Raw genomic sequence first — 26670 nt, forward strand, 5'->3', positions numbered from 1 at the left:
CGGCTCAGACGGCGACGCTCAGGGCCGCCTGGCGGACCACGATCGCGTTGAGCCGGACGGCGAAGGGGACGACGTCCGTCAGTTCCAGGGTGGTGGCCTCGGCCTTCGGCAGCTCGACGGTCACGTCGACGCAGAAGGCGAGGGCGTAGATGTCCTCACCGGTGTCCTCGTCCTGGAGGGCGAAGAACAGGTCCCGGTAGAAGCGGGTGCGGTGCTCGGACTCCTCGTAGAAGGAGAGTCCGGGCTGCCCTTCCTGCCCGGCGAGGCCGGTGAAGGCCTCGACGAGCTCCCGCTCGACGGTCCCCCAGAAGCCGGCCTCCGCGTACTCGGGGGGCAGGGCCTGCCGGACGGCCTCCTTCAGCGAGAGCACCATGACCAGGACGGGGGCGTGCTCCTGGAGGCCCCAGCCCCGGACCATCCGCACGACGGTGGTGTCGGGGACGGCGGCGGCCGCCGCCCGTATCGCCTCGAAGTCGAAGTTGACGGTCGCGGGCGCGATCGCCTCCTGGAACACCCGGTCGATGGACCGGGCCCGTTCGAGATGGTCCGGTCCCACCTCGACGACGGTCCTGAAACTGGCGGCCAAAGCTCCTCCTACATGATCTCGATGATCAGGAGGGGTCAGTATGCCGAGGCGCTTCCCGCCCGGTGAGGGGCGTCCGCCGTGCGGACAGCACGGCAGGGGACAGCACGACAGGGGACAGCACGGCAGGAGTCAGGACGGCAGGGGTCAGGAACGCCCGCGGGGCTTCCCGCCCTTGCCGCGGCCCGCGCCGCCCGCGCCACCGCTCCTGGCACCGCCCTTGCCACCGGGCTTGGCGCCGCCCTCGCCGCCGCTCTTGGCACCGCCCTTGCCGGCCGCCGCGGGCCTGCCACCGGTACGCGCGCCGCCGCCCGGCTTCGCGGACCTGCCCGGCTTCTGCTCCTTCTTCGGCTGCTTCTGCCCCTTCTGCGCCTCGGCGCGACGGCCCCGGGTGCTGTTCACCGTCCGGCCGCGCACGATCCCGATGAACTCCTCCACCAGGTCGGGGGCCTCGTCGGCCGCCGGCCACGACAGGGCCACGCGCGACTGCGGGACGTCGTTGAGCGTCCGGTACGTGAGGTCCTTGCGGTGGTGGAGCCGGGCGAGGGACTGCGGGAGGGCCAGCAGACCGACGCCCGCCGCGACGAGCTCGATCGCGTCGGCCGTCGTCTCGGGGCGCTCGTTCGCGGCGCGGCCCGGCGGCTGCTCCCAGCCGAGGGTGTCGTCGAGCGGGTGCAGGACGAGCTCGTCGGCGAGGTCCGACGCCCAGATCTCCTCGACCTCGGCGAACAGGTGGTCCTTGGGGACGACGACGACCGTGGTCTCCGTGTAGAGCGGGATGGCGCTGAGGTCGTCCCCGTCGACGGGCAGCCGGACGAGACCCGCGTCCGCGGCCCCGTCCCGGAGCGCGCCGAAGGCCTCGGGGGGCGTCACGGCGAGGAGGGTCAGCGGCACGTCGGGCAGGCGCTCTTTCCAGACCCGCACCCACTTCGCGGGCGTCACTCCCGGGACGTACGCGAGCCGGAAGGCGGAGGTACCGGCGGCGAGGGAGGGGGAAGGGGCGGGGGAAACCGAAGGGGAATCCGCGGGGGAAACGTCCGAGCCTGTCACCCCGCAAGGCTACCGGTAGCGGACGTGGTCGGAGGTCGCCCGCATGCTCGATACCCTTGACTCCATGACGTCGCACCAGAACGCCCAGACGATGAAGCCCGCGACCGCGGCGAAGAAGCTGGGTGTGTACCTCGAAGCCACCCCCGCCGAGTTCCAGGAGGGGGTCGTCTCGCGCGCCGAGCTGACCGAGCTCCAGGCCAACCCGCCGGCCTGGCTCCAGGAGCTGCGCAACAACGGCCCGCACCCCCGCCCGGTCGTCGCCAACAAGCTCGGCGTCTCCATCGCCGGTCTCGCCCGCGGCGGCATCACCGAGCCGCTCACCACCGAGCAGATCGACGCGATCAAGGAGGAGCTCCCCGCGTGGCTGCGGAAGGAGCGCGCCACCCAGTCGGAGGTCCGCGCGGAGACCGTCCGCATCAAGGAGCGGGACGCGGCGCGCCGCGACCAGAGCGCCTGACACCCCCTTCTTCCTTCACCGGCCCGTACCGAATCGCTTCGGTACGGGCCGGTGTGGCGTCCGGGCGGGTGCGGGAGGCATGTCCCCATGAGTGACACGAGCACTGCCTCCGAGCCGCCGGTCGTCGTCGGCGTGGACGGGTCCGCACACAGCATCCGCGCCCTGGACTGGGCCCTGGGCGCCGGGGAGAGTCTCGGCGCGCCCGTCGTGGTGGCCCATGTCCGCTCCGACGCGCTCCAGCTCGGGGCCGCCCGGATCGCCTCCCTTGGCAAGGACCCGGAGCTGCCCGACACGGTGCTGACCGCGGTCCGGACCGTGGTGGAGGAGCGCGGGCACACCGTTCCCGTGCGGTACGTCTCCCTCGACGGAACCGTGGCCGACGCGCTGCCGGCGGCCGCGCGGGGCGGGCGGCTCCTGGTGACCGGCTCCCGGGGGCACGGCGGCTTCGTGACGCTGCTGCTCGGCTCGACCAGCCGCACCCTGGCCATGACCGCGCCCTGCCCACTCGTGGTCGTGCCGCACGAGGCGCGTACGGTCGAGCCGCCGGGCGGCCCGGACACGGGCCGGATCCTGCTGGGCCTGCACCCCGAGGAGACCCCGGACGAGGTGCTGGCCTTCGCCTTCGAGACGGCTCAACGGCGGGGCGTGCCGCTGGAGGCCGTGACCGCCTTCCGGCTGCCCCCACAGCCCGGTGCGGTGCTCGCGGCCCCGTCCCCGGCACTCCAGGTGCCGCCGCCGCTGCCGGCGGCCGACGACTCGGCGGAGCTCATCGCGGGGGCGGAGCAGGAGCAGGAGGAGCGGCTGCGGCCGTTCGCGAAGCGGTGGCCGGATGTCCGGCTGGTTCCGTCGGTCGTGCCCGGGGACGCGGCGGGGCGGCTCGTGGAGGGGTCGAAGGACGCCGGTCTGGTGGTCGTGGGACGGCACCACCGGCACCGGATCGGTTCGCTGCTCATCGGTTCGGTCGCCCACGCGGTGCTGCACCACGCGCACTGTCCGGTCGCGGTGGTCCCGCCGGGAACCGCCGGGGGCACCCTCGGGACCTGACAGTCCCCGACGGTCCGGCGTAAGGAAGATTTTCCTCCCTTTTTCGACCGATTCAAAGAGTTTCACCCCTTTTCTTCCCATGTCAGTGGCGCCTGGTACACAGGGGCCATGACGACCACAGATCGCGGCTCCTCCGCACGCCGCAACGTCCAGCCGCCTTCCGCCCAGGCCTCGCTCGGCGCGGGCGTCGTCGTGACCGACGCGTCCGGCCGCGTCCTCCTCGGGCTGCACCGTTCCGGGGTGTGGGAGCTGCCGGGCGGGAAGGTGGAGCCGGGCGAGTCCGTGGAGGACGCGGCGGTGCGCGAGCTCGCCGAGGAGACGTCCCTCGTCGCGGACGCCGCCGACGTGGAGGTGCTCGGGCTGATCCTGGACTCGGTGACCTCGTCGGAGCTGACCAGGATGACCGTGGCCACGGTGGTACGGGGCTACCGCGGTACACCGGCCGTCACGGAGCCGGACAAGATCGACCGCTGGGAGTGGACCGATCCGGAGCACCTGCCGACGGCGCTGTTCGTGCCGTCGGGCCAGGTGCTGAGGATGTGGCGCCCGGAGCTGACGGTGCCCGACGGCCCGTTCCACCGCTACGCCATGAGCCGCCTGCCCCGCTGACGGACCCGCGCTGCCACGGTGCGTCACCGAGCGAGGTGCGGCGGCCGTGGTTAGCGTGGCTCACAGGAACACGACATCGATCGCAAGAGAGAGAGTCACCGTCATGGCCGCACGACCCGCAGGCACGCCGGTCTGGACCGACGCGATGTTCACCGACGCCGAGGGCGCCAAGACGTTCTACGGCGACGTGCTCGGCTGGACCTTCGGCGAGGCCTCCTCCGAGTACGGCAACTACACGCAGGCGTACAAGAACGGGAAGGCGGTCGCGGCCGTCGTCCCGCCGATGCCCGGCCAGGACGCCCCGCCGCAGTCGGCCTGGTGTCTGTACTTCGCCTCGCCGGACGCCGCCGCCACGGCGGAGAAGATCAAGGCGGCGGGCGGCACCGTCGTCATGGAGCCGATGCAGGTCGGCGACTTCGGCTCGATGTGCATCGCGCAGGACCCGACGGGTGTCACGTTCGGCGTCTGGCAGGCGGGCGTCCACGAGGGCTTCGAACTCGAGGGCGAGACCGGCTCGTACGCATGGGCCGAGGTCTTCACCCGGGAGCCGGCGAAGTCCGACGCCTTCTTCACCTCCGTCTTCGGATACAACTCCAAGAAGATGCAGGACGACCACGTCGACTACCGGGTCTTCGACCTGGGAGGCGAGATGCCGGTCCTCGGCCGGATGAAGATGACGGCGGAGGACTTCCCGCCGGAGGTCCCGCCCTACGTCCAGATCTATTTCGCCGTCGACAACTGCGACAAGGCGGTGGAGGCGGCCGAGCGGCTCGACGGGCGGAAGGTCTTCGGCCCCATGGACAGCCCGTTCGGCCGTTTCGCGGCGATCCTGGACCCGCAGGGCGCGGCGTTCGCCGTCATCGACCTGAAGACCACCGTCGGCGAGATGCCCGAGATGGTCTGACCGGTCGGTCACCCGTCCACGGAACCGCCCCGGAGCCCATGGCCCCGGGGCGGTTCCGTGCGGTTCCGGTTCCGTGCGGTTCCGCGCGGTTCCGTGGACGGCGGTCAGGCGCTGTCGCGGACGGCGACGATGCCGTTGAAGACCCCCACGTACGCGGTGCCGTCCGGGCCGATGGTGATCGGCGCCCAGTTGTTGTCGTAGGCGAGGCCGGTGCCGGTGAAGCGGGAGAAGGCGCGCTGTCCGGTGCGGAAGTCGACGGCCGTGAGGTACCAGGCGTCGATGCCGAAGGCGTTGGGCCGCTTCTCGTAGAAGTAGAGCAGTCCGTTGGCGGTGGAGAGCTTCGGGACGGTGGAGGGCGAGCGGACGTCGCTCTCCCAGACGGTGTCGCAGCCGCTGCCGTCGGCGCGGACGTCGATCCGGGTCGCGCCGCCGACGACGCTGCGGCCGAGGGCGAGCGTACTCGGGTTCTCGTAGCCGTAGTTGTTCTCGACGACGAGGCTGTTCCCCCAGCTGATCAGGGAGTTGTCGGTGGTGGACGCGCCGGAGCGGAAGACCGGCACCTTGCAGACGAGTCGCTCGTCGGCGGGGACGGCGGCGCCGCGCCGGTAGACGAGGACGTTCATCCGGTCGTCGGCGTTGTCGGTGATGGCGACGTACTGGTCCCGGTCGCCGAACAGGTCGGGGGTGGTGCCCGAACCCTGGTTCACGGAGCCGGGCTTGGTCCCGGTCCCCCGGTCGTACGCCTCGCGCCACTCGATGCGCGGGGTGCCGTCTGCGCCGGCGCGGAAGCCGTACAGGGCGTGGTCGGTGACGATGGAGACGCCGTCCTCGGCGACGGAGAAGGAGTTCTGGATCTCCTCGCCGTCGAGCCTGATCGCCCGGAGCGCGCCCGTCGCGGGATCGACGGTGCCGACGCGGCCGAGCCGGGTGACCCACCAGACGCGGCCGTCCCAGTCCGGCATGACGGAGGTGACGGGGTCGCAGACGCCACTGGGGAAGAGATTGGTCCAGCTGACGCAGTCGTGCGGGACGAGGGAGGTGAGGTCCCAGTCGTTCTCGACGACGAACTCCCAGGCGCCGTCGGCCTTCTGGCGGTGGGCGATGCGCAGGACGTGCTGACGCGAGTCGGCGAGGACGACCCGGTCCTGGTTGTCGAGGTAGAAGTAGGCGCCGCCGGAGGTGTCCTTGAAGATCCTCTCGAAGTCGAGGCGGGTGATGGCCTCGACGGTGGAGGAGCGCTGCGGCAGCTTGTACTCGGCGAGGGTGTCGAGGGTGCGCGGGTCGAGCAGCTTCAGGAGGAAGCCGTTGAAGGTGCCGCAGACGGTGACGAGGCGGCCGCCGGAGTCGAAGGTGACGGTGGCGCACTCGCCGCCGACGGGGGCGATCTTCTCGCTGTCGACCTGCGGGTCGCGGCCGAGGGGCCCGGAGTACGGATGGGTCCCGCTGCCGGCCCCGTCGGCGTGCATGCCGCTGCGCCCGTTGGGGGCGAGGTACGGATGCTGCGCGGGGGCCTTGCCGGGCACGGGCCGGGCGGTGGCGGGGGCGCCGTCGTAGTGGTCGACGAGCCGGTGGCCGAGGGCGAGGGGTATCTCCTCGGCCTGCGCGACGGGGGCGGCGCCCGCGAGGAGGGTCGCGCTCAGCGCGACGATCAGCGCGAGCGCGCGCGCTCGTCTTCGGGGCGGGTGCGTGGTCACTGCGGCTCCTCGGGTTGCTGACAATCTGTCGCACTGGCCGCCGACGCTAGGCCCGAGTCGGGGAGATGTACATGCAACTGCCCTGCGTTTCACAGGCAGTTCACGATCAAGCAACAGTCACGGCCGGAGGCTGGAGACCACGTTGGCGGTGGCGGCGACCCCGTTGTGGATCGTGGGCGCGATGCTGGTCCCCGCGAGGAAGAAGCCGAGCAGAGCGCAGACGAGCGCGTGGGTGACCTTGAGCCCGCCGCTGCGCAGGAAGATCACGGCCAGTACCAGCAGCAGCACCACGACAGAAATGGAAACGGCCATCGCCTTCACGTCCCTCCGTCGCCGCACCGGAATTGCGGCGTTCGGCGGACAGTGTGGCGGAACGCCCGGTCCGTCCGGGCGTATGGCGGGGCGGCCATACGGGTGAGATCCGGGTGGGTTCAGTCGCCGAAGGTCTCGGCGATGCTCGGGTGGCGCACCGCGTCGAGCTCCGGATCGGCGAGCAGATCCGCGATCAGCGCCACGTCGCCGAAGACCTCGGTGGCGCTCAGGTCCCAGTCGGTGAGGACGAGCCAGCTCCCGTCCGCCGCCCACCAGGTGGCGGGGAAGCGGCGCTCCAGGGTGGCTCCGGGGCCGTTGCAGGCGTCGTAGTGGGCGAGGGCCGCGCCGAGGCCGCCGCGCCAGGCGAGGAACCGCTCGCCGGGGAAGGAATCCACGGGTGCCTGCGCGCCGCCGCAGGGCGTGTCGGGTCCCTGCGGGGCATGCCGGGCGAGGAGTTCGACGAGTCGGACCAGGCAGGCCCGGTCCATCTCGGCCGGGTCGGGTCCGTCCAGCTCGGCGGCTCCGTCGACGCCCTCGAAGACCAGGTACGACGGGGTTCCCGACCAGTCCGCGAACCGCCGGCCGACGCGGCCGAGGACCTCGTCCCAGCGGAGCCGTACGGGACCGTCGTGGATCGCGTGGAGGATCCAGCAGCGGTCCTCGTACCCGCCCTTGGGCTCGTACCCGCACTCCGCCTCGCCGAGCACCGCACGCAGGCCGTCGAGGGGGTCGTCCTCGGCGGTCGGCGTCCACGGTGCGGTCACGGCTTCCCCTCGGCGGGCAGGCAGTCCTTCCACTCCACCGTACGGTCGCACCAGCGGTTCAGCAGGACGCGGTCGTGGCCGACGGCGAGCAGGCCGGCGCCGGTCTCCGTGCGGTAGGTCTCGACGGCGGCGACCAGGGCGGCCGTGGTGGAGGCGTCGAGCATCGCGGTCATCTCGTCGCAGATCAGCCAGCGGGGGCGCAGCGTCAACGCGCGGGCCAGGCAGGCGCGTTGGAGTTGGCCGTCGCTGACCTCGTGGGCGCGACGGGTGAGGAGGTCGGCGGTGAGGCCGACGGTCGGGGCGAGTTCGGCGACCCGGGTCCCGGCCTCGGCGCGGCGGCCGGTGGCGCGGAGCGGTTCGGCGATCAGGTCGGCGAGGGTGAGGCGGGGGTCGGCGGCCGTCCGGGGCTGCTGGAAGACGACGCCGACGGCGGTGCGGAGTTCGCGCGGGGCCCGGTGGCGCCAGGCGCGGATCTCGGTGCCGTCGAGGACGAGGCGGCCCGCGTCGGGGCGGTGGAGGAGCGCGGCGACCCGGGCGAGGGTGGATTTGCCGCAGCCGCTGGGGCCCAGGAGGCCGACGGACTCGCCGGAGGCGATCACCAGGGAGGCGCCTCGGAAGACGGGGGTGCGGCGCTCGTAGCCGGCGGTGACGGAGTCGAGTTCAAGCACGGGACGGCTCCGGGTGGTGGCAGGCCACCCCGGCGCGCGGCTCGGGGCGGGTGGCGCAGAGGTCGGTGGCGAGGGGGCAGCGCGGGGCGAAGGCGCAGCCGTCGGGCAGCGCGGAGAGCTCCGGGGGCATCCCGGGGATGGGCGTGAACGCCCGGTCGGGGAGGGCGTCGAGGAGCCCGCGCGCGTACGGGTGACGGGGTCCGGTGGCGCCGAAGAAGCGGTGGGCGGGGGCGATCTCGACGATCCGGCCCGCGTACATGACGGCGACGCGGTCGGCGATCCGCGCGGCGGCGGCCAGGTCGTGGGTGATGAGGAGCAGGCCCCGGCCCTCGTCGACGTGGCGGCGCAGTTCGTCGACGGTGCGGTCGACGAGGTCCCGGTCGAGGCCGGTGGTCGGTTCGTCGGCGAGGAGGAGGCGGGCGTCGCCGATGAGGGCGAGGGCGGTGGCGGCGCGCTGGGCGAGGCCGCCGGAGAGTTCGTGCGGGTACCGGTCGAGGTGGCCGGCCGGGAAGGCGGCCCGTTCGGCGGCGTCCTCCGCGGCCCTGCGCCGCGCCCGGCGCGGGGTGCCGGTGAGGGCCCGTACGGTCTCCTCCAGCTGGGACCGCACCGTACGGACGGGGGTGAGGTGGGCGGCGGGGCTCTGCGGTACGAGCCCGACGCGCCGGCCCCGTACCGTCCGGGCGAGGGTCTTCTCGTCGGCGGCCAGGAGGTCCGTGGGCCCGGCTCCGGCGGCGCCGGCCAGCAGGGCCGTACCCGAGGTCTCGGCGTTGCCCGGGAGCAGACCGAGGAGGGCGGACGCGAGGACGGACTTGCCGCAGCCGCTCTCGCCGACGAGGGCGAGGCACTCCCCCGCGCCGAGGTCGAGGTCGGCGTCGCTGACGGCGGCGACGGTCCGGCCGCCGCGCAGCCGGAAGCGGACGGTCAGGTCGCGGACGCTGAGGAGGGCGTCCTCGGCGCGCTCTGCGGTGACGGCCTCCAGAGCACGCAGCACCCTGCCCTCCGGAGCGTGTGGGGCGTTCACAGCATGAGCTCCGATCGGCGGCGCGGGTTGAGCCGGTCCCGCCACACGCCCGCGAGCCCCGCGATGGCGAGGGTCGGCAGGATGAGGAGGAGGCCGGGAAAAAGGGTCGGCCACCAGTCCCCGGCGAGGAGCGAGGAGCGGGCGTTCTGCACGAGGTTGCCGAGGCTCGCCTGGTGGCTGGGGAGGCCGAGGCCGAGGAAGGAGAGCGCCGACTCGTGCCACATGGCGTGCGGGACCATGAGGACGGCGGCGAGTCCGGCCTGCGGCAGGACCGCGGGCAGCAGGTGCCGGACGGCGACGCGCCACCGCGAGGCCCCGCCGGACACGGCGGCGTCGACGAAGGGCCGGGTACGCAGCGAGAGGACCTCGGAGCGGACGATCCGGGCGGTGGAGAGCCAGTGGGTGACGGCGACGGAGGCGATGACCGGCCAGACGCCGGGCCGGAAGAGCGCCACGACGAAGATGCCGAGCAGCAGGTGCGGTACGGAGGAGAAGGCGTCGACGAGCCGCATGAGGGTGCGGTCGGTCCAGCCGCCGAGCGCCCCGGCGGCCGCGCCCACGGCGGTGCCGACGACGGTGGCGACGAGCGCGGCGACGAGCCCGACGAGGAGCGAGATCCGCAGCCCGTAGATGCAGCGCAGGAGCAGGTCGCGGCCGAGGTCGTCGGTGCCGAAGGGGTGGTCCCAGGACGGCGGGAGGAGCTTCGCCGAGAGGTCGACGGCCTGTACGTCGAGCTGGACGAGCGGGGGCACGAGGAGGACGGCGGCGAGGATGACGCCGACGGTCACGGCGGAGGTCCACAGCCGCAGGCGGTGGGTGCGCGGGTCAGCCATCGAAACCCACCCTCGGGTCGGCGAGTCCGTACAGCAGGTCGGAGAGGAGGTTGCCGAGGAGGACGGCGGCGGTGGCGAGGACCGTGAGGGCCGCGAGCAGCGGGAAGTCCACCGAGGTGGCGGCCGTGACGGTGGCCGCCGCGATCCCGGGCCAGCTGAACACGGTCTCCACGAGCAGGGCGCCGGTGATGAGCTCGGGGACGCGGGAGCCGACGAGGGTGAGCATCGGCAGCATCCCGGAGCGCAGCGCGTGGCCGGTGAGGACGGTGCGCCGGCTCAGGCCGCGGGCGCGGGCGCCGCGCACCGGGTCCTCTTCGAGGGCGTCGCCGACGCCCTGGCGGACGTACAGGAAGAACCAGGGCAGCTGGGAGATCCCGAGGACGAGCGCGGGCAGCACGAGGTGGCGGGCGACCTGGTCGGCGGTGACGGTGTCGCTGGCGGTGTCGGTGAGCCCGCCGGCCGGAAGGACGCCGAGCTTCAGGGCGAAGAACCAGATCGCGAGGAGGCCGAGCCAGAAGGCGGGCGCGGCTTCAAGGGTGTACGCGGCGGAGCTGACGGCCCGGTCGACGAGGCCGCCGCGGCGGCGTCCCGCGAGGAGGCCGAGGAGGGTGCCGAGGACGATGGCGATCAGGAAGGCGGAGACGGCGAGGAGGACGGACCAGCCGAGGCGCTCGGTGATGACCTCGGCGACGGGGCGGCGCATGACCGAGGAGTCGCCGAGGTCGCCGGTGACGGCGGCGGTGAGCCACTCCCACCAGCGGGTGAGGAGGGGCTGGTCGGCGCCGAGGTTGGCGCGGAGCTGGTCGAGGTTCTCCTGCGAGGCGGTCAGGCCGGCGGTGCCGGCGTAGGCCTTCACGGGGTCGAAGGGGGAGGCCGCGGCGACGGCGAACACCGCGAAGGTGACGGCGAGGAGGACGGGGACGGCGGCCAGGGCGCGCCGTCCCGTCATCCGCGCCATGGCCCCCCAGGGGAGGCGGCGCGTCACTTCTCCGCCGCTCCGGTCTTCTTCGGCTTCCAGCCTTCGACGTTCCACCAGGGGCCGGAGGCGAGGCCGTGGTCGTGCGGCTCGATCTGGGTGGTGAGCCCGTCCCAGCTGTCGTCGACGACGTACAGGTGGTCGATGTGGGTGAGGAAGGTGTAGCCGGGGTTCTCGGCGAGCTCGCGCTGGACGGTGTCGTAGGCGGCGCGTCGCTCGGCAGGGTCGTTCGTCCGGCGGCCGTCCTCCAGGGCGCGGTCGACGGTCTTGTTGTCGTACCGGGCCATGTTGTTGAAGCCGTCGCCGGCGAGGGAGGACTTCAGGAGCAGGTACTGGTCGAAGTCGGGGTCGCCGGGCGAGCCGCCGCCGGCGAGGACGGCGTCGGTCTTCATCCGGGGCTCGATGACCTCCCAGGTGCCGGCCTGGGTGGTGATGTCGATGCCGGCCTTCTTGGCGTCGGAGGCGTAGGCGAGGGCGTGGTCCTGGCGGAGCTTGTCGCCGGAGAGGTACCAGAGCGGGAACGCGGCGCGGACGCCGTCCTTGACGCGGATGCCGTCCGGGCCGGGCTTCCAGCCGGCCTCGTCGAGGATCTTCTGCGCGCCGGTGAGGTCGTGGCGGCGCTCGGTGCCCTTCGCGAACCAGGGGCTGTCGGTGGGTACGGGCCCGTAGGCGGGCTTTCCGGCCCCTTCGAGGATCTTGTCGACCATGGCCTGCCGGTCGACGGCGATGTCGAGGGCGCGGCGGACGGCGGTGTCGCCGGTGACCTCGTGGTGGGTGGGGAGGGTGACCGTGCGGTAGTCGTAGGTCTTGGCCGCGTACGTCTTCCTGGCCTTGTCGCCCTGGAAGCCGGCGGCGAGGTTGGGCGGCAGGATGGCGCCGTCGAGGTCGCCGGCGCGCAGCCGGGTCGCGCGGACGTCGTCGTCCTTGACGACGGCCATGGTGAACTTCTTCACCGCGGGCGCGCCGTCCCAGTAGGCGGGGTTGGCCTTGAAGCTGAGCTTCTCGCCCTTGGACCAGCCGGTGAGGACGTACGGTCCGGTGCCGATCGGCTTCGTGGTGAAGGCGCCGGTGTTGACGTCCTGCTTCGCGGCGACGTGCTCGGGCGCGATGGCCTGGACGGTGCGCTCGGCGAAGGGCGCGTAGGGGTACTTCAGGGTGAAGACGACGGTGTCGTCGCCGATCGCCTCGACCTTCTTCACCGCGTCGAGCTCGGTGCGGGAGGCGTTGTTCGTCTTCGGGTCGAGGATCGTGCGGTACGTGAAGACGACGTCCTTCGAGGTGAAGGGCGCGCCGTCGCTGAAGGTCACGCCGTCGCGGAGGGTGTACGTGTACGTGAGCCCGTCCGCGCTGATGTGCGGCAGCTTCGCGGCGAGGGCCGGCTCCAGCTTCATGTTCTCGTCGAAGGCGAGGAGCCCGTCGAAGATCTTGGAGTTGCCGTCCTTGCCGTAGCCGAGGAGCGGGCTGAGCGTCTCGGGCTCGTAGGCGATGCCGACGACCGCGGAATCCTTGGGGCCGCCGGAGGCCCCGGCCGTGGAGCCGGGGTTCGTGCAGGCCGCCGCCGTGAGGGCGAAGGCCCCCGCGAGTATCGCGGCGGCCGCGCCTCGGATGGATCGGGCGGTCATCGTGTCCACACCCCTTTTGGAGATCAACTGTTATTGCGAACGGCTTGCAATTAAACAGTATGTAAAGGGGTGCGGACACAGTGGCCCCTTACCTGGACCTCGGCGTTCCGCTACGCGGGGGCCGGGAGGTCCACCAGGGCGGCGATCGCGTCCTGGTGGCGGCCCGCCGAGCCGAGCGCGAGCTGGTCGGACTTGGCCCGCTTGAGCGCCAGGTGCGCGGGGTGCTCCCAGGTCATGCCGATCCCGCCGTGTAGCTGGACGCACTCCTCGGCGGCCCGGACGGCCACCTTGGAGCAGTAGGCCTGGGCGACCGCGACCGTGAGCGGGGCGTCCGGGCTGTCGGTGGCGAGGGCGTCGGCGGCGGCGCGGGCCACCGCCCGGGCGCCGACGACATCCAGCCACAGCTGGGCCATGCGGTGCTTGAGCGCCTGGAAGGAGCCGACGGGCCGGTTGAACTGGTGGCGCTCGCGGGTGTGCCGGACGGTCTCCTCCAGACACCACTCGGCGAGGCCCAGCTGCTCGGAGGCGAGCAGTCCGGCGCCCGCGAGCAGCCCGCGGCGGACGGCGGCGCGGGCCTCGTCCGGTCCGGCGAGCCGGCTGCCGGTCCCGGTCTCCGTGGTGACGCGGGCGAGCGGGCGGGTGAGGTCGAGCGGGGTCTGCGGCTCGACGGCCGCCTCCCCGGCCGGTACGGCGTACAGGCCGTCGGTCCGGGAGACGAGGAGGACGTCGGCGGCGACGGCGTCCGCGACGCCGGTGACGGTGGCCGCGGTGGACGGCTCCGCGGACGGGGAGGCCGTCAGGGGCACGGCGAGCACGGCGACGCTGCGGCCGGTCGCGAGCGCGGAGAGGAGTTCGGCGGCCGGGGCGCTGTCCCCCGCGAGGGCGAGGAGCGTCTCGGTGGCCACGACCGCGCTCGTGAGGTACGGCGCCGGGGTGACCGCGCGGCCCAGTTCCTCCAGGACGACGGCGGCCTCGCGGTGGCTCGCGCCCTGGCCGCCGAGCTTCTCGGGTACGAGGAGTCCGGCGGCGCCCATGTCCCCGGCGAGGGCCTTCCAGAGCCCGGGGACGTACGGGCTGTCCGTCTCGATCCGGCCGAGCAGCTCCTGGTGGCCGGCCCGGTCGGCGAGCAGGGAGCGGACGGCGGCCCGCAGGTCGTCCTCGGTCTCGGAGTAGAGGAGGTCACTCATCGGGTCAGGTCCTTCCAGGCGACGTCCTTGTCGTTGCGGGGCTCGGAGGGCAGACCGAGGACCCGTTCGGCGACGATGTTGAGCAGGACCTCGGTCGTGCCGCCCTCGATCGAGTTGCCCTTGGAGCGCAGGTAGCGGTAGCCGGCGTCGCGGCCGGTGAAGTCGACGAGCTCGGGGCGGCGCATCTCCCACTCGCCGTACAAGAGGCCCTCCTCGCCGAGGAGTTCCACTTCGAGACCGCTGATGGCCTGGTTGAGGCGGGCGAAGCCGAGCTTCATCGCGCTGCCCTCGGGGCCGGGCTGGCCCGCGACGAGCTGCTGGCGGAGGCGCTCGCCGGTGAGCCGGGCCACCTCGGCGTCGACCCAGAGCTCGAGGAGGCGCCGGTGCAGGTCGTGGGTGCGCAGCTCGGGGCGTTCGCGCCAGGTCGTGGCGGCCTTGCCGATCATGCCGCCCTCGCGCGGGATGCGGGCGCCGCCGATGGAGACCCGCTCGTTCATGAGGGTGGTCTGCGCGACCCGCCAGCCGTCGCCGGTCTCACCGAGGCGGTGGGCGTCGGGGATCCGGACGCCGGTGAGGAAGACCTCGTTGAACTCCGCCTCGCCGGTGATCTGGCGCAGCGGCCGGACCTCCACGCCGGGGTCGGTCATGTCGCAGACGAAGTAGGTGATGCCCCGGTGCTTGGGCACGTCCGGGTCGGTGCGGGCGATGAGGATGGCCCAGCGGGCGACGTGGGCGCTGGAGGTCCACACCTTCTGCCCGTCGACCACCCAGTCTCCCCCGTCGTCCCGGACGGCGCGGGTGCCGAGCGCGGCGAGGTCGGATCCGGCGCCGGGCTCGCTGAAGAGCTGGCACCAGACCTCCTCCCCCACCCACAGCGGGCGGAGGAAGCGGCGCTTGACCTCTTCGGAGCCGTACGCGAGGAGGGTGGGGGCGGCCATGCCGAGGCCGATGCCGATGCGGCGCGGATCGTTGTCGGGGGCGCCCGCCGCGGCGAGTTCGGCGTCGACGACGGCCTGGAGGGCGCGGGGCGCGCCGAGTCCGCCGAGGCCCACCGGGTAGTGCACCCAGGCGAGTCCGGCGTCGAAGCGGGCGCGCAGGAAGTCGGTGCGGTCGGTGGTGGCGGGCGGGTGGTCGGCGAGCAACTGCCGGGTGAGCGACCGCAGTTCCGTGGCGTCGGTCATGCCCGGGCTCCTTCCGGGAGGACGACCAGGCGGCCGGTGGTGGTGCCGTCGGCGACGCGCTGGACGGCGTCCGCCGCGCCGGCGAAGGGGACGCGCTCGCCGATGAGGGGCTTGATCAGGCCCTTGGCGGCGTAGGCGGTGAGGGTCTCGTGGCAGCGGGCGATGGCGCCCGGGTCCTTCGCGGCGTACAGGCCCCAGTGGAGGCCGAGGACGGAGTAGTTCTTCACGAGGGCGTGGTTGAGGGCGGGGGTCGGGACGGTGCCGCTCGCGAAGCCGACGATCACGATGCGGCCCTCGAAGGCGACGCACTTGGCGGACTGCTGGTAGGCCTCGCCGCCGACGGGGTCGTAGATCACGTCGGCGCCCCGGCCGCCGGTCGCGGCCTTGACGGCGGCGACGACGTCCTCGGAGCGACGGTCGATCACCAGGTCGCAGCCGAGCGCGCGGGCGACCTCCGCCTTCTCCGGGCCGCCGACGACGCCGATGACGGTGGCGCCGGCGGCCTTGCCGAGCTGGACGGCGGCGCTGCCGACGCCGCCCGCCGCGGCGTGGACGAGGAGGGTCTCGCCCTCCTGGAGGGCGGCCCTGCGGTGCAGGCCGAACCAGCCGGTCTGGTAGCCGATGTGCAGCGCGGCGGCCTCGGCGTCGTCCAGGCTCTCCGGGGCGGGGAGCAGTCCGGCGGCGTCGGCGAGCGCGTACGCGGCGAATCCGCCGTGCGGGAGTGCGGCCGTGGTGATCACGCGGCGGCCGTCCTCGGTCTCGCCGCAGAGCTCCACGCCGGGCGTGAAGGGCAGCGGGGGCCGGATCTGGTAGTGGCCGCGGCAGAGCAGCGCGTCCGGGAAGTTGACGTTCGCGGCGCGCACCCTGAGGAGGACCTGCCCGTCGGCGGGCGTGGGCGGCTCCACCTCCTCGCGGCGCATCACCGCGCCCGGTTCGCCGTTCTCGTACACACGCCATGCCTGCATCCGCGAGCCTCCTCCGTACCGAGTGGTCGGTGGCATACTAAGCGGTCGCTTGTCCGCTGCGGAACCGGTCGGCCGAACTTCGTCCGCCGGTCAGCCGGACTTCTTCGGCCGCGCCCTGACGTGCATGCGCTCCCCCTGAGGCCCGAAGAGGCTGAGGAACTCCACGGGGCCGTCGTCCGTCGGGCCGAACCAGTGCGGGACGCGGGTGTCGAACTCGGCGGCCTCACCGGCGGCGAGGACGACGTCGTGCTCGCCGAGGACGAGCCGCAGCTTCCCGGAGAGCACGTAGAGCCATTCGTACCCCTCGTGGACGCGGGGCTCCGGCGGCTCGTGCGGCTTCTCCTGGATCACCTTGTACGCCTGGAGCCCGCCGGGCTGCCGGGTCAGCGGGTACATCGTGCGGCCGTGGCGCACGATCGGCCGGGCCTTGACCCGGGGGTCGCCGGCGGCGGGGGCGCCGACCAGCTCGTCGAGGGGGACCTGGTGGGCGCGGGCGAGCGGGAGGAGCAGTTCGAGGCTGGGCTTGCGCTGCCCGGACTCCAGCCGGGAGAGGGTGCTGACGGAGATGCCGGTGGCGGCGGAGAGCTCGGCCAGGGTCACACCGCGGTCGCGGCGGACGCGGCGGAGCCGGGGGCCGACCTCGTTCAGTACGGCGTCGATGCGTTCGTCGTCTTCGGTCATGGGTCCAGTGTTGCAGAAACGGCAAGAACAGTTGCCGTTCGATGCGAGGGGAAGCGACTCTCGGGCCATGAGCACGAACGTAGGGAGCACGGACATGACGGTGACGAAGGACCGGTACGACGTCGTGGTGGTCGGCGGTGGGGCGGCCGGGCTCAGCGCCGCGCTGATCCTGGGCCGGTCGCGGCGGCGCACCCTGGTGGTCGACGCGGGCGAGCCCCGCAACGCGCCCGCGGCCCACATGCACGGGGTGCTGTCCCGGGACGGGATGAGCCCCGCCGCGTACCTGGAGGCCGGGCGGCGCGAGATCGCCGCGTACGGGGTCGAGTGGCGGGCCGGGACGGTGACGGGCGCGACGCCGGACGGACAGGGCGGGTTCACGGTGTCCCTCGCGGACGGTACGGCCGTGGGCGCGCGACGGCTCGTCGTCACGACCGGGCTCGTCGACGAGCTCCCGACGATCGACGGGGTCGCCGAGCGGTGGGGGCGGGACGTGCTGCACTGCCCGTACTGCCACGGCTGGGAGGTCCGCGACCGGGCCTTCGGTGTGATCGCGCACCCGAGGATGCCCGCGCACCAGGCGCTGATGCTCTCCCTCTGGTCCCCGGACGTGACGCTCTTCCTGCACACCGCCGACGCGCTCTCCGCGCAGGACGCGGCGCTGCTCGACGCGGCCGGGGTCGAGGTCGTGGCGGGCGAGGTGGCGGGGCTCGTCGTCGAGGACGACCGGCTGACCGGGGTCCGGCTCGCCGGCGGCCGGGTGGTCGACCGCTCGGTGGTCTTCGTCGGGGCCGATCGCCTCGCGCCCCGGGACGGCGTCCTGCGCCAATTGGGGGCGGCGCTGCGCGAGACGCCGTTCGGCACGTTCGTGACGGTGGACGAGACGGGCCGGACGAGCGTTCCCGGTGTCTGGGCCGCCGGGAACGTGACGGGCCCGCAGGAGCAGGTCGTGAACGCGGTCGCGCTGGGCTACCGGGCCGGCGTGGCGATCAACAACGAGCTGCTGCTCGGCGACCTGGAGGACGTGGTGGCCGGTCGGCCGCGCGGATGAACCGGAGGTGCTGCGGCTGCGCCGCCGCGACGCAGGGGTGAGGATCGGTCATGGTGGCCGGAAGCCGGCGGGGCCGACGGCACGGCCCGGACGGCAGCACGGCCCGGACAACGGCACGGCCCGGACGGCAGCACGGCTCCGGCAGTCACGGACGACGGAAGGACAGGACACCCCCATGCTCGGTACGCAGTTCACCACGGGTTCCCCCAGCTGGATCGATCTCGGCAGCCCCGACCCGGCGGCCGCCGCCGCGTTCTACGGCGCCGTCTTCGGCTGGGAGTTCAGCTCGGCGGGACCGGACGCCGGCGGCTACGGCTTCTTCCAGCAGGACGGCCACACGGTCGCCGCGCTCGGACCGCTCACCGAGGAGGGCGCGAGCAGCGCCTGGACGGTGTACTTCCGGACGCCGGACGCGGACGCCACGCAGAAGACGGCCGAGTCCGCGGGCGGCACCGTGCGCCTCCCGGCGTTCGACGTCATGGACGCGGGCCGCATGGCCGCCCTCACGGACCCGGGCGGCGCCCGGTTCGCCGTCTGGCAGCCGGGAAGGGTCCAGGGCCTGGAGCGGACCTCGTCCACCAACACCCTCGTCTGGGCGGAACTCCACGTCGCCGACCCGGAGTCCGTCCTCGCCTTCTACCGAACGCTGTTCGGCTGGCGCTGGGCGGAGATGGAGGCACCGGGCATGACGTACCGGGTGATCTCCACCGCCCAGGGCGACCAGGAGGACGCCTCCTTCGGCGGCGTCGCCGAGCTCCAGGGGGAGACGCCCCACTGGATCCCGTACTTTGCGGTCGAGGACCCCGACGCGATGGCCCGGACGGCCCAGGGCAACGGCGGCTCGGTCCTCATGCCGGCGGCCGACATCCCGGACGTCGGCCGCATCGCCTGGCTCGCCGACCCCTTCGGCGCCCCCTTCGCGGTGCTGAAGCCCGCGCCGATGGGGTGAGCGGAGCTCCCTCCGGATCCCGCGTCAGCGGGGGAAGAGTTCGAACGTCACCGCCGGGCGGCCGCCGAAGCGGTCGGCCGCGCGGGACGTCGCCGCGGTGAGGAAGGAGCGGACGTACTCCTCCGGGTCCTCGTCCGTCAGCGCCTCGATGTAGGCGCGGTGGCAGAGGAGCGAGCGGACGGCGCGGTCCAGGCCCGGGGCCGCGTCGATCGCGTGGGTCGGGGTGCTGGAGGCCGCGACCGCCACCCAGCGCACGCCGTTCCAGGGCTCCAGGCCCTCTGCGGTGAGCTCGGGGAAGATCCAGCGGTTTCCGGCGTCCGCCGCCGCGTCGAGCGTGGCGCGGCCGACGGCCAGGTGGTCCGGGGTGTTCCAGGGGGCGCCGGGGCCGCCGCCCCAGGTGTCGCGGTGGTTCAGGGTGACGACGAGCTCCGGGCGGTGGCGGCGGATCGCCGCCGCGATGTCGCGGCGGAGCCCGAGCCCGTACTCGATCACGCCGTCGCGGTGGTCGAGGAAGTCGACCGTCCGCACGCCGACGACGGCGGCGCTGTCCCGCTGTTCCCGCTCCCGCAGCGGGCCGCAGACGTCCGGGGCGAGGGTGTCGATGCCGGCCTCGCCGCGCGTGGCGAGGACGTAGACGACCTCCTTGCCCGCGTCCGTCCAGTCGGCGACGGCGGCGGCGCAGCCGTACTCCAGGTCGTCGGGGTGGGCGACGACGGCGAGGGCGCGCTGCCAGTCGCGGGGCATGTCCAGGAGGTCCGTGACGTCGTTCTCGATCATGAGCGCAGGATACGGGCCGCCTCGGCGACGGTCGGCCTGAACGCACCGGCGAGGATCACCGAGCGCGAGATGTGCCGTGGGCGGTCGGGGTTCAGGCCGCGCCGGTCCGCGAGGGCGACCGCGAGCCGCTGGGCGCGGACGAGCGCGGCCACCGGGTCGATCGCGTCGGCCGCGAACAGGGCGCCGGTGGACTCGACTTCGTCCCGGAGGCCCGAGGGGGCCGGGCCGAAGCAGGAGACCAGGCTGGTGCGGTCGCTGATGCTGATCGGGCCGTGCCGGTACTCCATCGCCGCGTACGACTCCGTCCAGGCGCGGGCCACTTCACGGAGCTTCAGGGCCGCCTCGTCGGCGAGGCCCACGGTCCAGCCGGTGCCGAGGAAGGTGAACTGACCGCGCCGCTCCCAGACGGCGGGGAGCCGCTCGTACAGCACGAGTTCCGCGTCGGCGATCGCGGGCGCGAGGTCCACCCCGAGCCCCGCGCGCAGGAGTTGGAGGGCCGTGGTGGCGAACCGGGTCTGGACGACCGAGCGTTCGTCGGCGAAGGCGAGGTCGACGATCTCGTCGGCGAGCTGTCCCGCCGGGCTGTCGGGGACGCCCGTGAGCACGAGGGTCGGGATGCGGCCTGCCGCGCCGGCAAGCAGGTTCACGACCTCCGTGGTCGTACCGGAGCGGGTGAGGGCGACGATCCGGTCGTAGCCGCGGCCGAGCGGGGTCCGGTCGGAGGCGGGGAAGGCGTCGGTCTCGCCCGCGCCGAGGGACTCGCGGAGCGCGGCGTAGGCGCGGGCGATGAAGTACGAGGTGCCGCAGCCGACGACGGCGACGCGCTCGCCCCGGCGCGGCAGCCGGGCGGCGTGGCGCTCGGCGGTCTCGGCGGCCCGGCGCCAGCAGTCGGGCTGGCTGGCGATCTCCGCGATGACATGGGTGCTCATGGTCCGGGTCCTCTCCTCGGGGACTCCCCCGTGGGGTCCGAACCGAGTTCTACCGGCAGCGGTCAAGAGCACACCATGAGCAATGGGAACTCACTGCTTGGACTTTTCCGCGGCCCCCGGACCGTCGGCCCCGCGCCGTCCGCCCCCGCAGGAGGCGCGGACGACGAGCCGGGGCCGCAGCTGCACCTGGTGGAGCGGGGCCGCGTCGCCCTCGGCGAGCCGCCGGAGCAGGATCTGCGCGGCCAGCCGTCCGAGCTGGTACTTGGGCGGCGACACGGCCGTCAGCGGGGTCTCCGCGACATCGGCGAACTCGTTGTCGTAGCTGATCAGGGCCAGGTCCTCGGGCACCCGGAGCCCCGCCCTGCGGACCGCCCCGAGCATCAGCGCGGCCTCCCGGTCGCCGAAGCAGAGCGCGGCGGTGACCCCGGCGGCGCGCAGGGCGCCGAGGGCCCGGTCGGCGCGGTCCTGGTCCCAGCGGGCCATGACGTCCCGCTCGTACGGCGGCGCCTCGGGCAGTCCGAGGTCGGCGAGCGCCCGGGCGAAGCCGGCCTCGATGGGCGCGGTGGTGGGTGCGTCGGTGCGGACGACGAGTCCGAGCCGTTGGTGGCCGAGGGCGCGCAGATGGCGCACGGCGTCGTAGGCGCCGCCCTCGTGGTCGGTGCAGACGTGTTCGGTGGCGTCGCCGGGGCCGTGGGCGGTGAGCCGGCGCTCGACGAGGACGGCGGGCACGGGCAGGGCGAGGAGTTCCTCGGCGCGCCGGCCGGGGTCGGTGGCGGTGTGCAGGCTGGGGACGAGGAGGAGCCCGTGGACGCCGTCGGCGAGGAGGCGGGCGACGGCGGCGTCCTCCTCGTCGGGGTCGTAGTGGGAGCAGGCGAGGACGAGCCGGGCGCCGTCCGCCGCGAGTTCCTTCTCGATGCCCTGGAGGACCCTCGGGTAGTAGAAGGAGGTGTCGGGGACGAGGACGCCGACGATCCGGCGGCCGGTCCTGTCCCGTTCGGGGCGGTGGGCGGCGAACGAGCCCGCGCCCTGCCGCCGCTCGACGAGGCCGAGGGCGACGAGGTCCTCGTAGGCGCGGCGGACGGTCGTCACCGACAGGCCGGTCTCGGTGGCGAGGGCGCGTTCGGTGGGGAGTTTGCTGCCGGGCGGCCAGGTGCCGTCGAGGATGCCGCGCCGCAGCTCGGCCATGAGCGTCCGGAACTTCAGCTCCCGGCCGGACGCCGGAGTCTCACGTCCCGCCATCCGGGCCCCCTCGCGCTCGCCGCGCCGGGCACGGCGCGCACATTGCTGATCGATTGCGCGCCGAATCCTATGCCCGGACGATCAGCACCGGCCCCGGACCGTCAGACCTCGTCCCTGGCGAGCGACAGCAGCCGGTCGAGGACGCGCGGCCCGCCGGCCCGTACCCCGTCGTGCTCGAACTCGTCGGTCACCCAGGTCCGCAGGCCGCGCACGGCGCTCGCCGTCTCCAGGGAGTGCGCGGTGTCCACGTACATGTCGTCGTGGTAGACGGCGGCGGCGACCGGGACCTCGTTGACGGCGAGGCGCTCGGGGTCGTAGAGCGGGGCCCAGTCCTCGCGTGCGGCGAGGAGCGCGGCGGTCTCGCGGAGCGGGCGCAGGGCGGGGTCGGTGGTGAAGTGCCAGGGATGGACGGTCTCGCCGGTGAAGAGGAAGGGCGCGCCGTCGGAGAGCGCGGCGGTGGCGTCGAACTCGGGGAACTCGCTCCTGACCCGCTCGGCGGCCCAGTCGGTGGGGCCCTGCCCCTGGGCGTAGATGGCCTCGTGGAGCACGGCGTACAGCGGGTGTCCCGCGTACGACAGGTGGGCCTGGACCTGTTCCAGGAAGGCGTCGGAGAGGGCGGGTCCGCCCGGGGTCGGGACGAAGGCGTGCTCCAGGAGGAGATGGAGCTGGTGGGTGCCGTCGCCGCCGCCGAGGAGGATGCCGAGGGACTGGAAGGCCTCCACGGTCAGGAGCCCGCCGCCCGGGAGGGTGACCTCGCGGTCGAGGAGGTGCGCGGCGATCGCCCGGGCGCGTTCGGCGTCCTGCGGGTAGCGGGCGAAGTGGGCCTCGTTCTTGCGCCGGACGCGGGGGTAGGCGGCGCGGTAGACCTCGTCGGCCGTCGCGTCCAGGGAGGGCAGGCCGCCGGTGACGAGGACCGTCTCCAGTCCTTCGGGGGCGGTGGAGAGGTAGTGGGTGGCGCAGAAGCCGCCGAAGCTCTGGCCGAGGACGGTCCAGGGGGCGCCGCCGGTGAGCCGTCGGCGGACCAGCTCGCAGTCCTTGACGATGGAGTCGGCGCGGAAGTGGGCGAGGTAGTCGGCCTGCTCGCGCGGGGTGCCGCGCAGGGGCAGGGTCTGGCGGTTGGCGGGGGTGGAGCGGCCGGTGCCGCGCTGGTCGAGGAGGAGGACGCGGTACTCGCGGACGGCCCGGCCGAGCCAGGCCTGCGGGCCGATGAAGCGGCGGGCGCCGAAGCCGGGCCCGCCTTCCAGGTAGACCAGCCAGGGGAGCCGTTCGCGGTCCTCGCCGGCCTTTCCGCTCGCGACGAGCTCCCGGCCGTAGACCTCGATCCGCTCGCCGTCGGGGCGGGTGTGGTCGAGGGGGACGGGGAAGCGGTGGTCGGTGAGGACGAGGCCCGGCTGGCGGTAGGTGGTCAACGCTGCTCCTGCTGCTCCTGATCGGTACGCCCCCGCCAGGACAGTGGATCACATGGCGGGGGCGTACCCGGGGACGGGGCGGGGCGGGTCAGGAGGTGGGGCGGGTCAGGAGGTGGCGCGGGTCAGGAGGTGGGGAAGGAGTCCGCCGTCCTGATGCGGTCGCGGATCCAGACGCCGGCGGGCTTGAGGGAGCCGGTGCCGGTCCAGCTTCCGCCGGCGTCGCAGGTGCCGGGCTTGAAGACGGCGCCGCTGCGGTCGTCGTCGGAGAAGTTCCAGTTGACCCAGCTGATCTTCTTCGAGGCCATCAGGTCGAGGTACTTCTGCGTCATCGTGAAGTCGTTGGCGCCCTCGCCCGCGTAGTTCTGCGTGCCGAACTCGGTGACGAAGACGGGCAGCTTGGCGGCGGCGCGGGAGAGGGTGTTCAGGTACTCGTCCCGGTGGGAGTACGCGTAGAAGTGGAACGTGTACATGATGTTGGCCGCGTTCACGGGGTTGGACACGACCTCGGACTCGTCGGAGCCCTCCGAGACGCCGAACGAGGACCAGGCGCGCGTACCGACGAGGACCGGGGTCTCGGGGTCCTTGGCGCGGATGACGGGGATGAGCTCCTCGGCGTAGCCCTTGATCCGGGACCAGGAGACGCCGCTGGGCTCGTTGGCGATCTCGTAGAGCAGGTTGGTCTTGGAGCCGTGGCGCTGGGCGATCTCGGTGAAGAAGGCCTTGGCGCGGGCGAGGTTGTACCGCGGGTCGCCCGGGTCGAGCATGTGCCAGTCGACGATCACGTACATGCCGCGGGCGGTGGCCTGCTCGATGAGGGAGTGGGCCAGGTCGGTGTACTTGCGGGGGTCTGTCTCGTAGCCGTCCTCCTGGACGTACGTGGAGACGCGCAGGACGTCGGCCTTCCAGTCCTTGGCGAGGGCGTCGAGGGAGCCGCCGGTCAGGCACTGGGCGTACCACTGGGTGCCGTGGCTGGACATGCCGCGCAGCTGGATCGGGTTGCCGTACTTGTTGCAGAGCTTGGTGCCGCAGACATGGAGCTGTCCGTTGATCGCGGCGGGAGTGGTGGCGGCGGCGGTGGCGTCCGGGGTGGTGGGGGCCGCCTGGGCGGTGTCGACGTTCGACTCGGCCAGGCCGAGGAGCAGGGCGCCGAGAGCGGCGCCGGCGACGGCGAGGCGCCGGAGTCCGGGGCGGGGGTGGGAGTGGGAGTGGGAGTGGGGGCGTACGGATCGTGCCGAAGTCATGGGGGTCTCCACGGAACGATGAACGGTGGGTGGGGAACGGAGAGTTCGACTGGAAGGAAACTTTCCTAACGGATGAATAGCAGGGGTCCGGAGCACCCCGCAAGGGTCATGACAAGAGACGCTGTTCAGCTGGCTGACACCGAAGGGGCAAGCGAAGGGGCAACCGCTCGGCCGTCCGTCGGCCGTCGTCCGTCGGCCGTCGCTCAGCCCGGAACCAGGCCCTTGCCGGTGAGGTAGTTCCGGGCCACGTCCTCGGGGAGGCGGCGCCAGCTGTCCACCTGTTCGTTGAGTTCCGCGAGGTCTGCCGTGGTCAGGACGGTGTTGAGGCGGTCCAGGGCGTCCGTGACCCCCGGGCTCCCGGCGCGGGCGCGGTTGACGACGGGCACGATGTGATCCGCGTTCTGGAGGTTCTTGTCGTCGGCGAGCAGGACGAGCCCGAAGTCGTCGAGCGTCGCGTCGGTGGTCGTCGTGAGCACCAGCTGGTCCTGGCCGCTCTGGACGGCCTGCTTCGCCTGGGTCGTCCCGACGCCCTTGGGGTCGACGGCGGTCACGTCGATTCCGTAGACCTCCCTCAGACCGGGGGCGCAGTACGGCCGCTGGACGCATTCGTCCCCGGCCGCGAGCCGGACCGGGAGGCGGGCGGCGCCGAGGTCGCCGAGCGTCTTCAGGCGGTGCTCGGCGGCGAAGGCGGCGGTCACGGCGAAGGCGTTCTGGTCGACGGCACGGCCGGGGTCGAGGACGGTGAGCCCGCGCGGGGCGGCGAGCTCCCGGAGGGCGGTCATGGTCGTCGTCAGGTCGGGCGAGCCGACGGTCGGCGCGTCCGCGCCGTTGACCTTGGCGTTCAGCCAGTCGGCGAAGGTCGCCGCGTACTCCGGCACGACGTCGATCTGCCCGTTCTCCAGCGCCGGTTCGTACAGCTCGCGGTTGGTGACGGAGAGGATCTCCGTGCGGTAGCCGGCCTCCTGGAGGAGCAGCGCGTACATCTGCGCGAGCAGGTCGCTCTCGGTGAATCCGGCCGAGCCGATCGTCAGGCTGCGGGCGTCCCCGGGCGGCGGCGCCGTGACCTCGCCCTGATCCTCCAGGCTCGGACCCGTGCCGCAGCCGGAGAGGGCGAGCGCCAGCAGGAGGGCGCCCGCCGGGGCGCGGGGCGGCCTCACGCGCCGCTCCCCCGCGCCCCGGCGGGCGCGAGGCGCTGGACCCCCTCGAAGATCCCCTCCATCAGGAGCGCGAGGGCGGCGACGAGGAGCGCCCCGGCGACGACCTGGGGCGTCGAGGCGAGGTTGAACCCGGCCGTGATGATCCGGCCGAGCCCGCCGCCGCCGGCGAGCGCGGCCACAGTGGCGGTGGCGACGAGCTGGACGGCGGCGATCCGCACGCCGGTGAGGACGAGCGGCAGCGCGAGCGGCAACTCGACCCGGGCGAGGGTCTGACCGCCCGTCATGCCCATGCCCCGGGCGGCCCGGACGACGTCGGCGTCGACGCCCCGCATCCCGACGTACGCGTTGGTGAGCAGCGGCGGGACGGCGAACAGGACGAGCGCGATGATCGTCGGCCACTCGCCGTACGGGCCGAGGGGGCTGAGGAGCAGCAGGACGAGGACGGCGAAGGTGGGCACGGCCCGGCCCGCGTTGGCGAGGTTCACGGCGAGCGTGCCGCCCTTGCCGAGGTGGCCGAGGACGAGGGCCATGGGCAGGGCAACGAGGCAGCTGAGCGCGAGGCAGACGCCGGTGAGGAAGAGATGCTCCCCGAGCCGCTGCCAGATGCCGTTCTCGCCGGACCAGTGCGCGCCGGTGGTGAGCCAGGACCAGGCGTCGGTCAGCGTGGTCACGCGGCCTGCCCCCGGGTCCAGGGGGTGAGCAGCCGCTGCACGCCGAGGAGGAGCAGGTCGGCGGTGACGGCGATGACCACGCAGAGGGCGGAGGCGGTGAGGACCTGGGCCTTGAAGTAGGTGTTCATCCCGGCGTAGATGAGGTTGCCGAGGCCGCCGTGGCCGACGATCGCGCCGATGGTGACGAGGGAGACGGCGGAGACGGTGGCGATGCGCAGTCCGGCCATGGCGGCGGGCAGCGCGAGGGGCAGTTCGACGGTGAGAAGGAGGCGGATCGGCCCGTATCCGAGGCCGCGCGCGGCCTGGCGCGTCTCCTCGGGGACGGCCCGGAGCCCGGCGAGCACGTTCCGTACGAGGAGGGTGAGCGAGTACAGGACGAGACCGGCCACGACCAGGGCGGCGGAGAGTCCGTACACGGGCAGGAGCAGCGAGAACATCGCCAGGGCCGGGATCGTGTACAGGACCGTGGTGATCCCGAGGACGGGCCCGGCCGCCCAGCGCCAGCGGCGCGCGACGACCGCGAGGGGCAGGGCGAGCAGCACGGCGAGGGCGACCGAGACCACGGTCAGCTGGAGGTGCTGGACGACGGCGTCGGCGAGGATCTCGCTCCGTGAGGACACGTAGGCGCCGCAGATCCAGTCGTTGCGGGCGAGGCAGTCGTCGGGCGGCGCGGTCACCTTCTCATTGCAGGTGGTACGC

General features: G+C 73.4%; 28 protein-coding genes. 6 read left to right on the top strand and 22 right to left on the bottom strand.

Features of this window, described 5'->3' with window-relative positions:
* Positions 1–4: 4 nt before the first annotated feature.
* Both ACZ6K0_RS12135 and ACZ6K0_RS12140 read right to left on the bottom strand, forming a co-directional pair.
* On the bottom strand, positions 5–586 hold the full coding sequence (locus ACZ6K0_RS12135) for a Type-2Aa cytolytic delta-endotoxin (protein ID WP_376398885.1): 582 nt from the start codon (positions 584–586) through the stop codon (positions 5–7).
* Between the two features lie 144 nt (positions 587–730).
* Entirely contained in the window at positions 731–1633 is a 903-nt protein-coding gene (locus tag ACZ6K0_RS12140; RefSeq protein WP_469231848.1) for a LysR family substrate-binding domain-containing protein, read from the bottom strand.
* A gap of 64 nt (positions 1634–1697) precedes the next feature.
* Here ACZ6K0_RS12140 and ACZ6K0_RS12145 point away from each other — a divergent pair, with 64 nt between their 5' ends.
* From ACZ6K0_RS12145 to ACZ6K0_RS12160, 4 genes are all read left to right on the top strand, one after another.
* Positions 1698–2090 carry a DUF5997 family protein gene (locus tag ACZ6K0_RS12145; protein WP_376398890.1) on the top strand — a complete coding sequence of 131 codons (393 nt, stop codon included), beginning with the start codon at positions 1698–1700 and terminating at the stop codon, positions 2088–2090.
* Between the two features lie 87 nt (positions 2091–2177).
* The gene (locus ACZ6K0_RS12150; RefSeq protein ID WP_469231850.1) at positions 2178–3134 is read left to right on the top strand and encodes a universal stress protein; all 957 of its coding nucleotides are present in this window, start codon (positions 2178–2180) and stop codon (positions 3132–3134) included.
* 108 nt (positions 3135–3242) lie between these two features.
* Positions 3243–3743: a nucleotide triphosphate diphosphatase NUDT15 gene (locus ACZ6K0_RS12155; protein WP_469231852.1), complete on the top strand. Its 501-nt coding sequence runs from the start codon at positions 3243–3245 to the stop codon at positions 3741–3743.
* Between the two features lie 103 nt (positions 3744–3846).
* Positions 3847–4647: a VOC family protein gene (locus ACZ6K0_RS12160; protein WP_376398898.1), complete on the top strand. Its 801-nt coding sequence runs from the start codon at positions 3847–3849 to the stop codon at positions 4645–4647.
* Between the two features lie 104 nt (positions 4648–4751).
* On the opposite strand, the gene ACZ6K0_RS12165 is transcribed toward ACZ6K0_RS12160, so the two are convergent.
* From ACZ6K0_RS12165 to ACZ6K0_RS12220, 12 genes are all read right to left on the bottom strand, one after another.
* The gene (locus ACZ6K0_RS12165; RefSeq protein ID WP_469231854.1) at positions 4752–6341 is read right to left on the bottom strand and encodes a hypothetical protein; all 1590 of its coding nucleotides are present in this window, start codon (positions 6339–6341) and stop codon (positions 4752–4754) included.
* 117 nt (positions 6342–6458) lie between these two features.
* Positions 6459–6653, bottom strand: coding sequence for a hypothetical protein (locus tag ACZ6K0_RS12170; RefSeq protein ID WP_376398904.1), 195 nt, complete (start codon positions 6651–6653; stop codon positions 6459–6461).
* Positions 6654–6772: 119 nt separating this feature from the next.
* On the bottom strand, positions 6773–7417 hold the full coding sequence (locus ACZ6K0_RS12175) for a hypothetical protein (protein ID WP_469231855.1): 645 nt from the start codon (positions 7415–7417) through the stop codon (positions 6773–6775).
* Positions 7414–8085 carry an ABC transporter ATP-binding protein gene (locus ACZ6K0_RS12180; RefSeq protein WP_469231857.1) on the bottom strand — a complete coding sequence of 224 codons (672 nt, stop codon included), beginning with the start codon at positions 8083–8085 and terminating at the stop codon, positions 7414–7416. The genes ACZ6K0_RS12175 and ACZ6K0_RS12180 overlap by 4 nt, the downstream gene beginning before the upstream one ends.
* Positions 8078–9106, bottom strand: coding sequence for an ABC transporter ATP-binding protein (locus tag ACZ6K0_RS12185; RefSeq protein ID WP_469231859.1), 1029 nt, complete (start codon positions 9104–9106; stop codon positions 8078–8080). The genes ACZ6K0_RS12180 and ACZ6K0_RS12185 overlap by 8 nt, the downstream gene beginning before the upstream one ends.
* Positions 9103–9939: an ABC transporter permease gene (locus tag ACZ6K0_RS12190; RefSeq protein WP_469231861.1), complete on the bottom strand. Its 837-nt coding sequence runs from the start codon at positions 9937–9939 to the stop codon at positions 9103–9105. Before ACZ6K0_RS12190 ends, ACZ6K0_RS12185 begins: the two co-directional genes overlap by 4 nt.
* Complete coding sequence (locus tag ACZ6K0_RS12195; RefSeq protein ID WP_376398918.1) at positions 9932–10924, bottom strand: ABC transporter permease; 993 nt, start codon at positions 10922–10924, stop codon at positions 9932–9934. Before ACZ6K0_RS12195 ends, ACZ6K0_RS12190 begins: the two co-directional genes overlap by 8 nt.
* Entirely contained in the window at positions 10921–12537 is a 1617-nt protein-coding gene (locus ACZ6K0_RS12200) for an ABC transporter substrate-binding protein (protein ID WP_469231862.1), read from the bottom strand. The genes ACZ6K0_RS12195 and ACZ6K0_RS12200 overlap by 4 nt, the downstream gene beginning before the upstream one ends.
* Before the next feature lie 110 nt (positions 12538–12647).
* Entirely contained in the window at positions 12648–13724 is a 1077-nt protein-coding gene (locus ACZ6K0_RS12205) for an acyl-CoA dehydrogenase family protein (RefSeq protein ID WP_469231864.1), read from the bottom strand.
* A complete protein-coding gene (locus tag ACZ6K0_RS12210; protein WP_469231866.1) occupies positions 13721–14905 on the bottom strand; it encodes an acyl-CoA dehydrogenase family protein in 1185 nt (394 codons plus the stop codon). Before ACZ6K0_RS12210 ends, ACZ6K0_RS12205 begins: the two co-directional genes overlap by 4 nt.
* Entirely contained in the window at positions 14902–15870 is a 969-nt protein-coding gene (locus ACZ6K0_RS12215; RefSeq protein ID WP_469231868.1) for an NADPH:quinone oxidoreductase family protein, read from the bottom strand. The genes ACZ6K0_RS12210 and ACZ6K0_RS12215 overlap by 4 nt, the downstream gene beginning before the upstream one ends.
* A 90-nt stretch (positions 15871–15960) precedes the next feature.
* Positions 15961–16551 carry a helix-turn-helix domain-containing protein gene (locus ACZ6K0_RS12220; RefSeq protein ID WP_376398932.1) on the bottom strand — a complete coding sequence of 197 codons (591 nt, stop codon included), beginning with the start codon at positions 16549–16551 and terminating at the stop codon, positions 15961–15963.
* 67 nt (positions 16552–16618) lie between these two features.
* On the opposite strand from ACZ6K0_RS12220, the gene ACZ6K0_RS12225 reads away from it, so the two are divergent.
* Both ACZ6K0_RS12225 and ACZ6K0_RS12230 read left to right on the top strand, forming a co-directional pair.
* The gene (locus ACZ6K0_RS12225) at positions 16619–17599 is read left to right on the top strand and encodes an NAD(P)/FAD-dependent oxidoreductase (protein WP_469231870.1); all 981 of its coding nucleotides are present in this window, start codon (positions 16619–16621) and stop codon (positions 17597–17599) included.
* Between the two features lie 175 nt (positions 17600–17774).
* Positions 17775–18548 (top strand): VOC family protein, encoded by a 774-nt coding sequence (locus ACZ6K0_RS12230; protein ID WP_376398938.1) that lies wholly within the window; start codon positions 17775–17777, stop codon positions 18546–18548.
* Between the two features lie 24 nt (positions 18549–18572).
* Here ACZ6K0_RS12230 and ACZ6K0_RS12235 read toward each other — a convergent pair whose 3' ends face one another.
* The 8 genes from ACZ6K0_RS12235 to ACZ6K0_RS12270 form a co-directional block, all read right to left on the bottom strand.
* On the bottom strand, positions 18573–19325 hold the full coding sequence (locus tag ACZ6K0_RS12235; protein WP_376398941.1) for a PIG-L deacetylase family protein: 753 nt from the start codon (positions 19323–19325) through the stop codon (positions 18573–18575).
* On the bottom strand, positions 19322–20254 hold the full coding sequence (locus ACZ6K0_RS12240) for an SIS domain-containing protein (protein WP_469231872.1): 933 nt from the start codon (positions 20252–20254) through the stop codon (positions 19322–19324). Before ACZ6K0_RS12240 ends, ACZ6K0_RS12235 begins: the two co-directional genes overlap by 4 nt.
* 90 nt (positions 20255–20344) lie before the next feature.
* Positions 20345–21493 carry a GntR family transcriptional regulator gene (locus ACZ6K0_RS12245; protein ID WP_376398947.1) on the bottom strand — a complete coding sequence of 383 codons (1149 nt, stop codon included), beginning with the start codon at positions 21491–21493 and terminating at the stop codon, positions 20345–20347.
* 101 nt (positions 21494–21594) lie between these two features.
* Positions 21595–22902, bottom strand: coding sequence for an alpha/beta fold hydrolase (locus ACZ6K0_RS12250; protein ID WP_376398950.1), 1308 nt, complete (start codon positions 22900–22902; stop codon positions 21595–21597).
* A 122-nt stretch (positions 22903–23024) separates the two neighbouring features.
* Positions 23025–24143: a glycoside hydrolase family 5 protein gene (locus ACZ6K0_RS12255; RefSeq protein ID WP_469231875.1), complete on the bottom strand. Its 1119-nt coding sequence runs from the start codon at positions 24141–24143 to the stop codon at positions 23025–23027.
* 203 nt (positions 24144–24346) lie between these two features.
* Complete coding sequence (locus tag ACZ6K0_RS12260; RefSeq protein WP_469231877.1) at positions 24347–25300, bottom strand: ABC transporter substrate-binding protein; 954 nt, start codon at positions 25298–25300, stop codon at positions 24347–24349.
* A complete protein-coding gene (locus tag ACZ6K0_RS12265; protein WP_469231878.1) occupies positions 25297–25971 on the bottom strand; it encodes an ABC transporter permease in 675 nt (224 codons plus the stop codon). The genes ACZ6K0_RS12260 and ACZ6K0_RS12265 overlap by 4 nt, the downstream gene beginning before the upstream one ends.
* A complete protein-coding gene (locus ACZ6K0_RS12270; RefSeq protein ID WP_469231880.1) occupies positions 25968–26648 on the bottom strand; it encodes an ABC transporter permease in 681 nt (226 codons plus the stop codon). Before ACZ6K0_RS12270 ends, ACZ6K0_RS12265 begins: the two co-directional genes overlap by 4 nt.
* Positions 26649–26670 lie beyond the last annotated feature (22 nt).

The sequence above is a fragment of the Streptomyces sp. NPDC042346 genome (assembly GCF_055581845.1).

Bases quoted from the DNA above. Each gene is read 5' to 3' on its own strand.
- ACZ6K0_RS12150 (WP_469231850.1), top strand. From the start codon at position 2,178: ATGAGTGACACGAGCACTGCCTCCGAGCCGCCGGTCGTCGTCGGCGTG.
- ACZ6K0_RS12145 (WP_376398890.1), top strand. From the start codon at position 1,698: ATGACGTCGCACCAGAACGCCCAGACGATGAAGCCCGCGACCGCGGCG.
- ACZ6K0_RS12225 (WP_469231870.1), top strand. From the start codon at position 16,619: ATGAGCACGAACGTAGGGAGCACGGACATGACGGTGACGAAGGACCGG.
- ACZ6K0_RS12220 (WP_376398932.1), bottom strand. From the start codon at position 16,551: ATGACCGAAGACGACGAACGCATCGACGCCGTACTGAACGAGGTCGGC.
- ACZ6K0_RS12205 (WP_469231864.1), bottom strand. From the start codon at position 13,724: ATGAGTGACCTCCTCTACTCCGAGACCGAGGACGACCTGCGGGCCGCC.
- ACZ6K0_RS12245 (WP_376398947.1), bottom strand. From the start codon at position 21,493: ATGGCGGGACGTGAGACTCCGGCGTCCGGCCGGGAGCTGAAGTTCCGG.
- ACZ6K0_RS12160 (WP_376398898.1), top strand. From the start codon at position 3,847: ATGGCCGCACGACCCGCAGGCACGCCGGTCTGGACCGACGCGATGTTC.
- ACZ6K0_RS12190 (WP_469231861.1), bottom strand. From the start codon at position 9,939: ATGGCTGACCCGCGCACCCACCGCCTGCGGCTGTGGACCTCCGCCGTG.
- ACZ6K0_RS12235 (WP_376398941.1), bottom strand. From the start codon at position 19,325: ATGATCGAGAACGACGTCACGGACCTCCTGGACATGCCCCGCGACTGG.
- ACZ6K0_RS12215 (WP_469231868.1), bottom strand. From the start codon at position 15,870: ATGCAGGCATGGCGTGTGTACGAGAACGGCGAACCGGGCGCGGTGATG.
- ACZ6K0_RS12255 (WP_469231875.1), bottom strand. From the start codon at position 24,143: ATGACTTCGGCACGATCCGTACGCCCCCACTCCCACTCCCACTCCCAC.
- ACZ6K0_RS12240 (WP_469231872.1), bottom strand. From the start codon at position 20,254: ATGAGCACCCATGTCATCGCGGAGATCGCCAGCCAGCCCGACTGCTGG.
- ACZ6K0_RS12155 (WP_469231852.1), top strand. From the start codon at position 3,243: ATGACGACCACAGATCGCGGCTCCTCCGCACGCCGCAACGTCCAGCCG.
- ACZ6K0_RS12230 (WP_376398938.1), top strand. From the start codon at position 17,775: ATGCTCGGTACGCAGTTCACCACGGGTTCCCCCAGCTGGATCGATCTC.
- ACZ6K0_RS12200 (WP_469231862.1), bottom strand. From the start codon at position 12,537: ATGACCGCCCGATCCATCCGAGGCGCGGCCGCCGCGATACTCGCGGGG.
- ACZ6K0_RS12170 (WP_376398904.1), bottom strand. From the start codon at position 6,653: ATGGCCGTTTCCATTTCTGTCGTGGTGCTGCTGCTGGTACTGGCCGTG.
- ACZ6K0_RS12210 (WP_469231866.1), bottom strand. From the start codon at position 14,905: ATGACCGACGCCACGGAACTGCGGTCGCTCACCCGGCAGTTGCTCGCC.